We start from the raw sequence: 13,417 nt of genomic DNA on the forward strand, positions 1-13,417 counted from the left end.
CGGCAAACCGTCATGTGGTCTTCAAGAGACTGACATGACGGTTGCCCAAGGCTGGGGCGGGACACTTCGTTCCCGCTCCTGAAGCAGCCGGGGCTTTGGCATGATCTTGAAAGAAACGACGCGCCGCCGGTTTTTATCCTCGGTCGGCGCGGTCGGTGGGTTTGCGGCGGCGGGCCTTGCGATGCCGTTCTATGCGCGTGGCTCGTCAAGCCGGCCGGTCTTTACCTCCGGCGTGCAATCCGGCGATGTCGATGTGGATTCCGGCGTGATCTGGGCGCGGGTCGATCGTCCCTCGCGTTTGTTCGTCGAATATTCCACGACCGATAAATTTGCGAACGCGGTTCGGCTTGCATCCTTCGATGTCACGCCCGAGACCGATCTTGCCGGCAAAGTGCTGCTCGATGGATTGCCGCCGGATCAAGAGATATTCTACCGTTTCGTGGCCGCAGACCAGCAGGATATCAACAGCCGCTCCGAGCCCATTCGCGGTCAGTTCCGCACGGCGCCGTCGCTAAAACGGGATATCCGCTTCGTCTGGTCCGGCGATACCGCAGGACAGGGATGGGGGATCGATGACGAGGGCATGCGGACCTATCGGACGATCGCCTATCATCGTCCGGATTTCATGATCCATTCCGGCGACACGATTTACGCCGACAATCCGATCCCCGACGAGATCCGTCTGCGAGACGGCGGGATCTGGAAAAACCGCGTGGTCACCGACGAGAAACGGACGATCGCGCAGACGCTGTCCGAATTTCGCGGCCAGTGGAAATACAATCTGCTCGACGAGCATGTGACGGATTTCAACGCCGTCTGTCCGGTTTTCTACCAATGGGACGATCACGAGGTGCTGAACAACTGGTCTCCTTCCACCGATCTGAGTGTCGACGATCGCTACAAGGAAAAGTCCGTCTCGACGCTCGCTGCACGCGCCAGCCGGGCTTTTCACGAGATGACGCCGATCCGCTATGTGGCGGAGGAACCGGGGCGGATCTATCGCAAGGTTTCCTACGGCCCGCTGCTCGATATCTTCTTCGTCGACCTTCGCTCCTACCGCGGTCCCAACACGAATGGTCTCGACGGCGATCTCACGCCGCAATCGCGGCTTTTCGGTGAGGCGCAGGTGGCGTGGCTGAAGCGCGAACTTATCCGTTCCACGGCAACCTGGAAGGTGATCGCCTGCGATCTGCCGGTCGGGCTGGTGATCTGGGACGATTATGGAAAGCGCAGCGGCAGCGAATCCGTCTCCAACGGCGACAACGGCGCGCCGCTCGGCCGGGAGCTTGAGTTCGCCGATCTGCTGCGCTTCATCCGTGACGCGGCGATCGGTAATATCGTCTGGCTGACGGCCGACGTGCACTATACGGCGGCTCATTATTATGATCCCGGAAAGGCCAAGTTTCAGGATTTCCTGCCCTTCTGGGAGTTCGTTTCCGGCCCGCTTCATTCGGGCACTTATGGACCGCAGGAGCTGGACGGCACGTTCGGCCCCGAGGTGCGCTTCATCAAGGCGGCACCGGGAGGAATCGAATCCAATCTGCCGCCAAGTGCCGGAATGCAGTTCTTCGGCTTGGTCGATATCGATGGCGCAACGGAGCAGATGACCGTGCGCCTGATGGATCGCGATGACAACGAGTTGTGGCGAACCGTCATCGACCCGCAACGTACGAGTTAACCCTGTCTATGGCCGCTCTCGCCTCTCCCCCCTTTCGCAATCGCAAAAAACACTGTATGAGCGCGCCAAACGTAATAGGCGCCTCCTCCCGACGTAGCGCCCCAGCCTCAGAGATTTGATATAATGGCACTTCGCAACATCGCGATCATCGCGCACGTTGACCATGGCAAAACGACCCTGGTGGACGAGCTCCTGAAACAGTCCGGCTCGTTCCGCGAGAACCAGCGCGTTGCGGAACGCGTCATGGATAGCAACGATCTGGAAAAAGAGCGCGGCATCACGATTCTTGCCAAGGCGACTTCGGTCGAGTGGAAGGGCGTTCGCATCAACATCGTCGACACCCCCGGCCACGCCGACTTCGGCGGCGAAGTCGAGCGTATCCTGTCGATGGTGGACGGCGCGATCGTTCTGGTCGACTCGTCGGAAGGCCCGATGCCGCAGACGAAGTTCGTCGTCTCCAAGGCGCTGAAGGTCGGCCTTCGCCCGATCGTCGCGATCAACAAGATCGACCGCCCGGATGGCCGCCACGAAGAAGTCATCAACGAAGTCTTCGATCTCTTTGCCAACCTCGACGCTACCGACGAGCAGCTCGACTTCCCGATCCTCTACGGTTCGGGCCGCGATGGCTGGATGAACGTCAATCCTGAAGGCCCGAAGGACCAGGGTCTTGCACCGCTGCTCGACCTCGTGCTCAAGCATGTTCCGGAGCCGACGGTGCACGAAGGCCCGTTCACGATGATCGGGACGATCCTTGAAGCCAACCCCTTCCTCGGCCGTATCATTACCGGTCGCATCAATTCCGGTTCGATCAAGCCGAACCAGGCCGTCAAGGTTCTGAGCCAGGACGGCAAACTGATCGAAAATGGCCGTATCTCGAAGATCCTCGCGTTCCGCGGTATCGAGCGCACGTCGATTGAAGAGGCTCACGCAGGTGACATCGTCGCGATCGCCGGCCTTTCCAAGGGTACGGTTGCCGACACGTTCTGCGATCCAGCCGTCACCGAGGCATTGACCGCGCAGCCGATCGATCCGCCGACAGTCACCATGTCCTTCATCGTCAACGATAGCCCGCTGGCTGGCACCGAAGGCGACAAGGTCACCTCGCGCGTCATTCGCGACCGTCTCTACAAGGAAGCCGAAGGCAACGTCGCGCTGAAGATCGAAGAAGCCGAAGGCAAGGATTCGTTCTTCGTGTCTGGCCGTGGCGAATTGCAGCTTGCCGTTCTGATCGAAACCATGCGCCGCGAAGGCTTCGAGCTGGCCGTGTCGCGTCCGCGCGTTGTCATGCACCGCGACGAGAACGATCAGCTGATGGAGCCGATCGAAGAAGTCGTCATCGACGTCGATGAAGAGCATTCCGGTGTCGTCGTGCAGAAGATGTCCGAGCGCAAGGCCGAAATGACCGAGCTGCGTCCTTCGGGCGGCAATCGCGTTCGCCTGGTGTTCAACGCGCCGACCCGCGGCCTGATCGGCTACCAGTCGGAACTCTTGACCGACACGCGCGGCACGGCTGTGATGAACCGCCTGTTCAAGGACTATCAGCCTTACAAGGGCGAAATCGGCGGCCGTACCAACGGTGTTCTGCTGGCAAACGCAGCCGGCGAAGCCGTCGCCTACGCCATGTTCAACCTGGAAGACCGCGGCCCGATGATGATCGAGCCGGGCGAAAAGGTCTATATGGGCATGATCATCGGCATTCACAGCCGCGATAACGACCTTGAAGTCAACGTTCTCAAGGGCAAGCAGCTGACCAACATCCGCGCTGCCGGCAAGGACGAAGCCGTCAAGCTGACGCCGCCGATCCGTATGACGCTCGACCGAGCTCTCTCCTGGATCCAGGACGACGAGCTGATGGAAGTAACGCCGAAGTCGATCCGTCTGCGCAAGATGTATCTCGACGCGAACGACCGCAAGCGTTTCGCCAAGGCGAAGTCGGCCTGATAGCGGCTGCCATTCCTGGATAGTTGAAACCCCGGCCTTCCAGCCGGGGTTTTTATTTGTGCGCCGTGTCGAATCCTTCTTGTCGCAATAGTTAAAAAAGCGTTAAATTTTGCCCATCGTCCACATGTTAAGTCTGTGGGCAATTGGCGACGGCGCATGATCGCGCATGGTTAATTGTCCGCTGAAGGACCAGAGTAGCGTTATGAAGACGTTGTCGATCGATGTTCGGCGGGCCGAGCCGCAAGATGCCCGCGCCATATCGGAGGCGCATCGCCTTGCGTGGCAGCACACCTATGCCGGCATCATCCCCCATCGCGCACTGACGCAGATGATCGAACGGCGCGGCGAAGGCTGGTGGCGCAAGGCCACCCGCGGTCCGGCAACACTCCTGGTTCTCGATGTGGCCGGAACGGTCGCCGGCTATGCCACACTCGGTCTCAACCGCGCCCGCGCCCTGCCGCAGGAAGGCGAAATCTACGAACTCTATCTTCGCCCGGAATATCAGGGTATCGGCCTCGGCCGTATGCTCTTCGGCGAAGCCCGCCGCCTGCTGAAATCGCTTGGCTGCAATGGTCTCGTCGTCTGGTGCCTTGAGGACAACGATAATGCCAGCCGCTTCTATCGCGGCCATGGCGGCGTCGATTTCTGCGAAGGCATGGAAAATTTCGACCACAAGCAGCTGAAGAAGATCGGCTTCATCTGGAACTGACGGCTGCCTTTTATGGCAGCCTGGCGGCTTGGCCGCGGATCGTCCCATCCACATCGATCAATTGCCAGACCGTGACATCCGCAATCGGAAAGCGCTTTCCCGATTTGCTGATCCTTATGCCCTCGTAGTCGTCGACATAACCGCGCTCGGCGACCCGCTGCAGGAAATTCTCGCGCGCCTGGCGTTCCGGCGCTTCGGCAGACAGCCTCGAAGGCAGTGCCGTGAGTTCCTCCCAGCTGTATTCGAAGCGACGCTGAGCGCTCTTGTTTCCATAGACGAAGACGGGATCTGTGGCCGTGTCGTGTGCCAGGAGGCCAAACGGCGCGTCCTCGTAAAGCCATCGAACGGCTTCTCTCTGCGTCAGCACCCGGGGCACGAGATCCTTGCCGACAATGCGGCGATAGCTGCCGCACAGGAGTTCGAAAAAGTCTTTCTGTTCGTAAAGATGCATGACCGTCTATTGCAATGGGGAATCTGAAAAGCACAGCCAACTTGGATATTGCGACCTGTTTGTGGCGCCGTTTCCCATTATTGCGCCGATCCCCGAACTTTTGCTTCAAGGCCAAACTCTATTAGCCAAAACGACGGAAGATGCGCCTGACATGTTGCGTTGCGAAGAGATTCTGATTATCTGGCAGCCGGATACCATCCTATATTAGGGGACACTGATGCGCATCGACGCCATTTCCATCGGCAACAATCCACCGGAAGATATCAACGTCATCGTTGAAGTGCCGGTTGGCGGCCATCCCATCAAGTACGAAATGGACAAGGAAGCCGGCACGCTGGTCGTTGACCGCTTCCTCTACACGCCGATGACCTATCCGGGCAATTACGGTTTCGTGCCGCATACGCTTTCGGAAGACGGCGACCCGATCGACGTGCTGATCGCCAGCACCCGTCCGCTGGTTCCGGGCTGTGTCATCAATGTGCGCCCGATCGGCGTGCTGATGATGGAAGACAATTCCGGCAAGGACGAGAAGATCATCGCCGTTCCGTCGCCGAAGCTGACGCTGCGCTACGAGAAGGTCAAGGAATATACCGACCTTCCCGATATCACCGTCAAGCAGATCGAGCACTTCTTCGAGCATTACAAGGATCTGGAGCCCGGCAAGTGGGTGAAGATCTTTGGCTGGAAGGGCTCCAAGGAAGCCGGTGAACTGATCCTCGAAGCCGTCGAGCGCGCCAAGAAGGCGAAGTAAGCTCAGGCCCGAACGAAAGCTTTCAGCCTTTCGACCAGATCCTCCGTATCGCCCTCGATGCGGAGGATTTTTTTGCGCGACGTTTCGCCGGAGACGAGAGCTATCGCAGACTTCGGAACGCGAAGCGATTTTGCGAGAAGGGCGACGAGCGCCTTGTTCGCCTTGCCGTTTTCCGGCACGGCGCTGACGCGGGCCCTCAGGTGCGCGTCGCCTTCGGCATCTGTTTCCAGGCCGTCAATGGCGTCACGTCCGCCGTTCGGCGTCAAACGCACCGTCAGGCGAAGATAGCCGTCGAAGATCGTCCAGGCAGAATTCACGCCACCAGTGGGAAGATCGTGTTCCACATGAAGGAGCGTAGGAAGAAGATGATCAGCAGCAGGATGATCGGAGAGATGTCGATACCGCCCAGATTCGGCAGAACGCGGCGGATCGGCCGCAGCACCGGTTCGGTGACGTTATAGAGGAACATCCCCACCGAATTGACGAACTGGTTGCTGGAATTGATGACGTTGAAGGCATAGAGCCACGAGAAAATGGCACTCCCAATCAGCACCCAGGTGTAAAGATTCAAAGCCAAATCAATGGTTTGAAAGAGGGCAATCATCGTCGTCTCCAGTTCGTTGTTGACAGACATGTAGCTATTGGCGACTAAACGGGCAAGTGCCGTGTCTTAACGCGCGGTGAATCATGTTTAATGGGCGCGTTTGAACTGTCCCGCGCAGCCCGGTTTCATTGGTTGCCCCCATGTCTTTCTCGTCCACCGGAGACCGTTTTGCGGCGTTCCGGCATTCTTCCTACACCCGGTTCTTCTTCGCGAAGTTCCTGCTGTCCTTCTCGCAGCAGATTCTCAGCGTTGCTGTGGGGTGGCAGATGTACGACCAGACGCGGAGCGCAATCTATCTTGGCCTGATCGGCCTGGTGCAGTTCCTGCCGTCGCTGGTGCTGATGCTGGTCAGCGGCTCGGTCGCCGACCGCTACAACCGCCGCGCCGTCGCCTCGATCTGCTCGCTCGTCAGCGCGCTCTGCACGTTGGCGCTACTGATCATGACTGTGACCGGCACGTTCTCGCCGATCCCTGTCTTCATCGTGCTGCTGATTTTCGGCATCGAGCGCGCCTTCGCTGCGCCTGCCATACAGTCGCTCGCGCCGAACCTCGTGCCGGAGAAGGATCTTTCGAACGCGATCGCCTGGAATTCGTCGTCCTGGCAGCTGGCGGCGATTACCGGTCCCGTACTCGGCGGCTTGCTCTATGGCGTTAGTGCGACAACGGCCTACACAGTCTCGGTGGTGTTCGCGATACTGGGCGCCATCCTGCTCTTCATGATCCCGAAGCCTGCGCAGCGCAGTTCCGGCGAGGCAAAGAGCTGGGACATGATCCTCGGCGGTTTCCGTTTCATCAAGGCGGACAAGGTGGTGCTCGGGGCGATCTCGCTCGATCTCTTCGCGGTGCTGCTCGGCGGTGCCACGGCGCTGATGCCGATCTATGCCCGCGATATCCTGACGCTCGGCCCCTGGGGGCTCGGTTTGTTGCGTTCGGCGCCAGGCGTCGGCGCGATCGTGATGGCGCTGTTCCTCGCCGCCCGTCCGATGAAGCATCGCGCCGGCTTCTACATGTTCATGGGCGTCGGTCTGTTCGGCATCGCCACTATCGTCTTCGGCGTCTCGACTCATACTTGGACCTCGATCGCCGCGCTGGCGATCATGGGCGCTGCCGACATGATCTCGGTCTATGTGCGCGAAAGCCTGATCGCGCTCTGGACGCCGGATGAGCTGCGCGGCCGTGTGAACGCCGTCAACATGGTCTTTGTCGGCGCGTCGAACGAGCTCGGCGAGTTCCGGGCTGGAACCATGGCGCATGCGTTCGGTGCGGTTCCAGCCGTGGTTATCGGCGGGATCGGTACGCTTGCGGTCTCGGTGATATGGGCCATGAGCTTCCGGCAGCTGCGGCAGATCGATACGCTGGATGCGCCTATGCGCTCAGCGACGCCGGCATAGAGACAGGCGCGCTCTTTGCCGCCTTTCCCTCGAAGACGATATCGAGGAATTCGTTCAGCCAGGCTTTTAGCGGCGCGTCAAATAGCATGCGCCCTTCCAGATGCTCGCGGCCCTGCTGCGCATTAGGAAGAATAAAGCGATGGGCGCCATGAACGACCCAGCGGTGCATCATCACCCGCGTCAGCTCTGCATGGAACTGCAGCGCCCAGGCATTCTTGTTGTAGCGGAAGGCCTGGTTCGGATAGGCGTCACCCTCAGCCAGAAGCTCGGCGCCGCGGGGAAGATCGAAGCCCTCGCGATGGAAATGGTAGACCATCTTCGGCCAGTGCATCAGCAGCCGGCCCTTTTCGGTCGGATGCAGCGGGTACCAGCCTATTTCCGTCGAGCCGTCGGCATTCGCCTGCACCTTGCCGCCGAGATGGCGGACCAGCATCTGCGCGCCGAGGCAGATGCCGAGGAATGGCCGGTTCTCTTTGAGTGGGATGTCTAGCCAGTTGATTTCGGATTTCACGAAATCGTCGGGATCGTTGGCGCTCATGGGGCCGCCGAAGACGACAACGCCGGCGTGACCGTCGAGTGTTCCAGGTAGCGTGTCGCCGAGAACCGGGCGGCGCATGTCGAGCCTGTAGCCCTTCTCGACGAGAAGCTGGCCGACCCGGCCGGGGCTCGACTGCTCCTGATGGAGAACGATCAGGATCGGGCGCTTGTCGCGATTGACCGGCCGCTCAATCTGCATCGTCTTGCACCACGACYGCATCCGTCACGCGCGCAGCCGCTTCCTGGCGCTTTTGGATACGCTCGCGCGAGGAGACGCCAAGCAGATCGGCGATGCGCCAGATGACGTGGTCTTCCATCTCGCTGCGCTCGCCGTCGGCATAGACGATGTCCCAGAGAATACCGATCAGCTCCAGCCGCTGCTCGGTATTCAGGTGGCGCTTGAGATCCGACGTGAAGCGGTAGTAGTCGACGGCGTTGCTTTCGGCTTCGAGACCGGCGGCGATGACCGCATCCAGCTGTTTGCCGTCGAGGCCATACTGCTCCTTCAGCAGCTTGCGCAGCCTCTTCTTCTCGCTGTCCTTGATCTGGCCGTCGGCCTCCATGACCTGCATGCAGAGAGCGGCCACGGCGATGCGCGGGTCATCGGGGCTGAAACCCTTCCTACCATCGTCTGCGGTGAGATTGTGGAAGAATGCCTGAAAGCGTTCGAACATGCGGTTGTCGTTCCATCTCAGAAAAGGCGGAGCCGCGTCTTGGGTTCCGGGGCCGCCTTGTTGTCGCGAACGCCTGGGTCGTCAGGCATTCCATAATATGGTTTGGGTTCAAGCTGTCTGACAGGGGCAATCGTTTCCGCCGGCTTTGGAGCCGAGGCGGGCGTTGGTGCAAAAGCCGGAGCCGGAGCCGGGCGCACGGCTTCGGCGATGGTTGCGGCGCGTTCCAGTTCGATGATGCGGTGGTCGTTGGCAGGTGCTTCGGCACGCTGTTGGCGCACCGGCGGCAATGTCTTCAGGGCGGCATCGATCGACGTCACGGTGCCTTCCTCGACCGGGCCTTCGAGCTGACCGAAAGGCGCCTTCCATTCGAAAGCATCGAGACGGCCGGTGACGGGCGAGACCGGCAGCCATCTGTCGGAGACGAAGCCGTCTGCGACCCATGCCGGATCGCGCGGCGCCTTCAGCGCCTGGGCGAGCCAGTGGCGGACACGGCCCTGATCGCCGGTCTCGGCCTCTTCGATGTCGGCAAGCAGCAGGAATGCCGCCTCGCGTGGCTGCATGCGGGCGGCGGCTTCCGCTTTCGCTCTGGCCTTGACGAAATCCTGGGCGGCGAGGGCGGCCTGGGCGACGACGAGAAGCGACTCGACGTTGTTGGGGCGAAGAGCCTCCAGCTTTTCGGCGCGCTTCAATCTGTCGGTGACGGAATCGCCGCTGCGTGCTTGCACATAGATGCGGCCGACATCCGGATGTGGCTTGGCCTTCCACGCCTGTTCGAGAATGGCGGCAGCCTTGCGCAGCTTGTCTTCGCGAAACAGCGCCTTTGCTGCGATGGTTGCGGCAGGCTCGAAATCGGGGATCAGCTTCAGCGCCTGGAGGGCGTCGTCGCGGGCACCTGCAGGGTCTTTCTCCAGCTTGTCGTCGGCGCGCGCCGTCAGCAGCACGCCACGCAGACGCTCGCCGTCTTGCTTGTCGACGACACGGGCTGCCTTCTGCTGATCGAGCAGGCGGATGGCGTCGTCCCAGCGTCCAGCCTGGCTACGATATTCCAGGGTCGCCTGTGCGGCCCAGGGGAGATAGGGTGCGTTATCGGCAGCCTTCTCGGCATATTGGCGGGCTGCCTCGTTGGCGCCGAGGCGCTTGGCTTCGAGATACAGCCCCCGCAGACCGAGTTCGCGGGTCTCCGGATCGTTGGCCATGGCCTCGAACTTGGCGCGTGCCTCATCGTGGCGGCCTTCGATCAGCGCGGCCTGCGCTTCCAGAAGGTTGATCAGCGGTTCCTGGTCGGCGCGGATCAGGCCGCGCGACCGGGCAGCCATCTTGCGGGCGAGAAGCGCGTTCCCGGCGCCGGCGGCGATCAGGCCGGTCGAGAGCGCCTGATAACCACGATCGCGCTTGCGGGCGCGGAAATAACGGGTGACGGAATGCGGCGAGGTCCAGATCATCCGGACCAGCCACCAGGCGATCATGACGAGGGTGATCAAGGCGATCAGGCCGCTGGCGGCGACGATCAGCTTGGTCTGATAGAGCTGGCCCTCCCAGATGAGCGACAGGTCACCGGGCCGGTCGGCGAGCCAGGAGAAACCGTAGCCGAGAACGAGAACCGCCAGCGCAAAAATGACGAGCTTGACCATCGGTTCAGCCCTCCTTGCCGGTGCCGGAGACGGCTTTGGACAGCGCTCCGCTGACAAGATCCTCGACCCGGATACGGGCCTCAAGAGATTGCTTGAAGGCTGCCGACGCCTGCTTGGCTGCCGGGGGCAGATCGTTCCATTCGTTGGCGGCGCCCGGAAGGTCGCCGTTTCGAACCTTGTTTTCCATGCGGGCAGCGATCGCCTCTACGCTTTCACCCTCGATGTTGCCGACCGGACGGACGCTGACCAGCGACTTGGCGCTGTTCATCAACCGGTCCGACCAGCTCTGATCAGGGCTCGGCTGGTTCGCGGATTCGACGGCGGCGCTTGCCACATCGGAAACCTGATTGATCAGTTCGGCACGCGAGGGCACGCCGGTTTGGGCAAAGCTTCTGAGATCTTTGGCCGCCGGATCGTCAGGTGAAACGCCTGCGAATGTATCGAGTTCGGCCGTAAACGGGCCACCGCGGTCGATCGCTGCCTTCAGCGCAGCGGCGGCGATCGCCTTGGCGACGGCCACGTCCTGGCGCGGCTCGTTGAGCTTTTTCTCGGCTTCGTCGAGACGCTTGGTCAGATCGGCGCCGCTGGAGGCCTGCTGCTCGGATGTCTGCGTCATCGACGAGCGGATCTGTTCCAGCTGGGCGGTGAGATCGGTGACCTTCTGGTTTAGGGCTTCGACTGCTGCCGGGTCGCCCGCTACGGTTTGCGACGGTGCTTTTGCCGCTGTCTCCAGGGCGGCAATCCGCTTGTCGAGGGCGTCGTCATCAGGGTTCGGCGCGGCCGCCAGATTGGCGATCGCCTGCTTCAGGCCATCGAGTTCGGCAGAAAATTCTGCGCTCTGATCGGACTGGGCCTGCTGCGGCGCAGAGCCGGGGAGATATCCGGCATATTGGATGGCACCGGCACCTACGAGCGCCACAAGACCACCGAAAATGCCTGCGGCGATCAGGCCAGAGGTCGAGCCGCCGCGCTGCGGCGGCGGTGCGGCAAAGACCGGTTCCTCGGCGCGATATGGCGCTTCATCGGGCTGTGTTTCCGCGGCCGCGGGCTCTTCCGTGACGGGGATTTCAGTCTTTGCATTCAGGTCTTCGGAGGCTTGCTCCTTTGCCGCCTGGAGCGAGGCGTTCAGATCGCTGGTTGCCTGGTCGTCAGGGCTCTCAGCCGCCTGCGCAGGCTTCTCTGCTGCATCCTCCTGCTTGGCAAATTCCTGCGCCTCCAGATCGATGGTGACCGGCTGTTCGGTTCTCTTCGAATGGCGTGGCGGGTTTCCCGAAACCATGAGGTCCTCTTTTTTCCTGCATTGCAACGAAACTAGTCAGTGATGCCAGTTAAGGAAAGAGGTTAGATCAAATTTGGGCGGAGCATGCCTTCAAAGGAGTGACAAAAGGCTTTGCTCATCCGGCATCGCTGCTGTCCGGATATTTTTCCTGAGGCCGCCGGGGACGGCAGTTGCCACGGCTTCGCTAAGGCAAAACAGCTTGGCAACTGTGAGCCAGACAGGTGTGGATTCGGCTGTGAAGAGCTCGAAGAACGCCAGCGCCGCCTCGCGGGAATAGAAGAGGGCGGCTTCCGCCGGCGCCCTAGCCAGCTGTTCGATCTGAGCGGGATCGATGGTGACCGGCTGCATGCGATAGCAGACGGCAACATCGATCTGTAGTTCGAGTTCGGTCGCCCGCTTTTCGAATTTTTCGGCGCGCGGGACGCCAGCCAGATAGGTGATGACGCCGTTTGCCTGACCAGCAATCAGCGCCGCCAGGTCACTGCCATCGCCGGTGCTTGCGGAGACCGAGGTGAAGCCTGCCGCGTCTGCCGCCTCGGCGCTCGCCGCGCCAACGCAGAATACCGGCCGGGTGAGGTGGCGCGCCAGTTCGCCGGATCTTGCGGTCAGGGACCGAACGGCCTCTGCGCTGGTGATCGCGATCGGGCCGTGATGGACATTCAATGCCTTGATCGCGGCGTCAGTGTCGTGACGCGGTTCTGACAGAGGCAGAAGCAAGGGCTCATGGCCCATGCCCCGCAATCGCTGTGCCGTTCGTTCCCCCTGACGTTGCGGGCGGGTGACGAGCACGCGCATGGAGGCTAGTTCCAGTCGTCGAAGAACGTGGTTCCCGCACGGTCGCGGACATCCTGCCCGGCCCGGGTTCCGAGCGCCGCGGCATCACGGCGGTTGCCGTCAATGGTGATCGCGTGCTGGTGGCGTCCGTCCGGGGTGATGATCAGGCCGGAGAACTTGATCTGGTCGCCTTCGCAGATCGCGTAGCCGCCGATCGGCGTGCGACAGGAGCCGTCAAGGGCGCCGAGAAAGGCGCGCTCGCAGGAAACGGCGTCGAAGGTGGCGGGATCGTTGATGGCGGCGAGGAGGTTGTCCATGCGCTCGTCGCCGATGCGGCTTTCGATGGCGATCGCGCCCTGTGCCGGGGCGGGCGGGAACGTATCGGGGTCGAGGATATCCGTCAGCACGTCGACCTTGCCGAGGCGCTTCAGACCAGCGAGAGCAAGCAGCGTCGCGTCGGCCTGACCTTCGGCCAGCTTGCGCAGGCGGGTATCGACGAGGCCACGGAAGGTGATGACATTGATATCCGGGCGCATGCGGCGGATCAGCGCCTGGCGGCGCAGCGACGAGGAACCGACGGTCGCGCCGTGCGGCAGATCGATCAGCTTTGCAGCCGTGCGGCCGATCACTGCGTCGCGGATGTCTTCGCGCGGCATGAAGGCGGAGAGATAGAGCCCCTCCGGCAGCGTGGTTGCCATGTCCTTCGCCGAATGCACGGCGAAATCGAGCTCGCCGATCGCCAGCTTTTCTTCGAGTTCCTGGGTGAAAAGGCCCTTGCCGCCGATCTCGGAAAGAGAACGGTCGGTGATGCGGTCGCCGGTCGTGGTCAGCACCACGATCTCAAACATTTCCTCCGGCAGGCCATGCGCGGCCATCAGCCTGTCCCGGGCTTCGTGGGCCTGGGCGAGCGCCAGCGGGCTGCCCCGCGTACCGATCCGGAAAGGTTTTGTTTGCATCCGCTTTGATCCGTTGTTACCGGAAGTCTCGTATCCGGGTT

General features: G+C 61.5%; 14 protein-coding genes. 5 read left to right on the forward strand and 9 right to left on the reverse strand.

Translation table 11 applies throughout. The features are described 5' to 3' along the window. Positions 1 to 100 precede the first annotated feature (100 nt). The 3 genes from AC1DNK_RS11915 to AC1DNK_RS11925 all read left to right on the forward strand — a co-directional run bounded on the left by AC1DNK_RS11915 (position 101) and on the right by AC1DNK_RS11925 (position 4,328). Positions 101 to 1,678, forward strand: coding sequence for an alkaline phosphatase D family protein (locus AC1DNK_RS11915; protein ID WP_477941235.1), 1,578 nt, complete (start codon positions 101 to 103; stop codon positions 1,676 to 1,678). A gap of 123 nt (positions 1,679 to 1,801) precedes the next feature. Next, on the forward strand, positions 1,802 to 3,619 hold the full coding sequence (gene typA, locus AC1DNK_RS11920; RefSeq protein WP_112385802.1) for a translational GTPase TypA: 1,818 nt from the start codon (positions 1,802 to 1,804) through the stop codon (positions 3,617 to 3,619). A 202-nt stretch (positions 3,620 to 3,821) separates the two neighbouring features. After that, positions 3,822 to 4,328, forward strand: a complete 507-nt coding sequence (locus AC1DNK_RS11925; RefSeq protein ID WP_112385801.1) for a GNAT family N-acetyltransferase — start codon at positions 3,822 to 3,824, stop codon at positions 4,326 to 4,328. A 10-nt stretch (positions 4,329 to 4,338) separates the two neighbouring features. Here AC1DNK_RS11925 and AC1DNK_RS11930 read toward each other — a convergent pair whose 3' ends face one another. Further along, on the reverse strand, positions 4,339 to 4,779 hold the full coding sequence (locus AC1DNK_RS11930) for an MEKHLA domain-containing protein (RefSeq protein ID WP_477941237.1): 441 nt from the start codon (positions 4,777 to 4,779) through the stop codon (positions 4,339 to 4,341). A 217-nt stretch (positions 4,780 to 4,996) separates the two neighbouring features. On the opposite strand from AC1DNK_RS11930, the gene ppa reads away from it, so the two are divergent. Next, positions 4,997 to 5,530, forward strand: coding sequence for an inorganic diphosphatase (gene ppa, locus AC1DNK_RS11935; RefSeq protein ID WP_112517760.1), 534 nt, complete (start codon positions 4,997 to 4,999; stop codon positions 5,528 to 5,530). Positions 5,531 to 5,532: 2 nt separating this feature from the next. On the opposite strand, the gene AC1DNK_RS11940 is transcribed toward ppa, so the two are convergent. Together AC1DNK_RS11940 and AC1DNK_RS11945 are read right to left on the reverse strand one after the other, a co-directional pair. Beyond that, positions 5,533 to 5,847: a DUF167 domain-containing protein gene (locus AC1DNK_RS11940; RefSeq protein WP_477941238.1), complete on the reverse strand. Its 315-nt coding sequence runs from the start codon at positions 5,845 to 5,847 to the stop codon at positions 5,533 to 5,535. Further along, the gene (locus AC1DNK_RS11945; RefSeq protein ID WP_112386055.1) at positions 5,844 to 6,134 is read right to left on the reverse strand and encodes a YggT family protein; all 291 of its coding nucleotides are present in this window, start codon (positions 6,132 to 6,134) and stop codon (positions 5,844 to 5,846) included. Before AC1DNK_RS11945 ends, AC1DNK_RS11940 begins: the two co-directional genes overlap by 4 nt. A gap of 140 nt (positions 6,135 to 6,274) precedes the next feature. Here AC1DNK_RS11945 and AC1DNK_RS11950 point away from each other — a divergent pair, with 140 nt between their 5' ends. Next, positions 6,275 to 7,525 (forward strand): MFS transporter, encoded by a 1,251-nt coding sequence (locus AC1DNK_RS11950; RefSeq protein ID WP_477941240.1) that lies wholly within the window; start codon positions 6,275 to 6,277, stop codon positions 7,523 to 7,525. On the opposite strand, the gene AC1DNK_RS11955 is transcribed toward AC1DNK_RS11950, so the two are convergent. The 6 genes from AC1DNK_RS11955 to hemC form a co-directional block, all read right to left on the reverse strand. Continuing rightward, positions 7,500 to 8,261 (reverse strand): glutamine amidotransferase, encoded by a 762-nt coding sequence (locus tag AC1DNK_RS11955; protein ID WP_477941242.1) that lies wholly within the window; start codon positions 8,259 to 8,261, stop codon positions 7,500 to 7,502. The genes AC1DNK_RS11950 and AC1DNK_RS11955 overlap by 26 nt on opposite strands. Continuing rightward, positions 8,251 to 8,736 (reverse strand): tellurite resistance TerB family protein, encoded by a 486-nt coding sequence (locus tag AC1DNK_RS11960; protein ID WP_477941243.1) that lies wholly within the window; start codon positions 8,734 to 8,736, stop codon positions 8,251 to 8,253. The genes AC1DNK_RS11955 and AC1DNK_RS11960 overlap by 11 nt, the downstream gene beginning before the upstream one ends. Before the next feature lie 17 nt (positions 8,737 to 8,753). Continuing rightward, positions 8,754 to 10,367: a heme biosynthesis HemY N-terminal domain-containing protein gene (locus tag AC1DNK_RS11965; RefSeq protein ID WP_477941244.1), complete on the reverse strand. Its 1,614-nt coding sequence runs from the start codon at positions 10,365 to 10,367 to the stop codon at positions 8,754 to 8,756. A gap of 4 nt (positions 10,368 to 10,371) precedes the next feature. Continuing rightward, on the reverse strand, positions 10,372 to 11,646 hold the full coding sequence (locus AC1DNK_RS11970) for a COG4223 family protein (protein WP_477941246.1): 1,275 nt from the start codon (positions 11,644 to 11,646) through the stop codon (positions 10,372 to 10,374). Between the two features lie 90 nt (positions 11,647 to 11,736). Continuing rightward, positions 11,737 to 12,441: a uroporphyrinogen-III synthase gene (locus AC1DNK_RS11975; protein WP_477941247.1), complete on the reverse strand. Its 705-nt coding sequence runs from the start codon at positions 12,439 to 12,441 to the stop codon at positions 11,737 to 11,739. A 5-nt stretch (positions 12,442 to 12,446) separates the two neighbouring features. After that, positions 12,447 to 13,376 (reverse strand): hydroxymethylbilane synthase, encoded by a 930-nt coding sequence (gene hemC / locus AC1DNK_RS11980; RefSeq protein WP_477941248.1) that lies wholly within the window; start codon positions 13,374 to 13,376, stop codon positions 12,447 to 12,449. Positions 13,377 to 13,417: the final 41 nt, after the last annotated feature.

This window comes from Rhizobium sp. 01N424 (genome assembly GCF_056399485.1).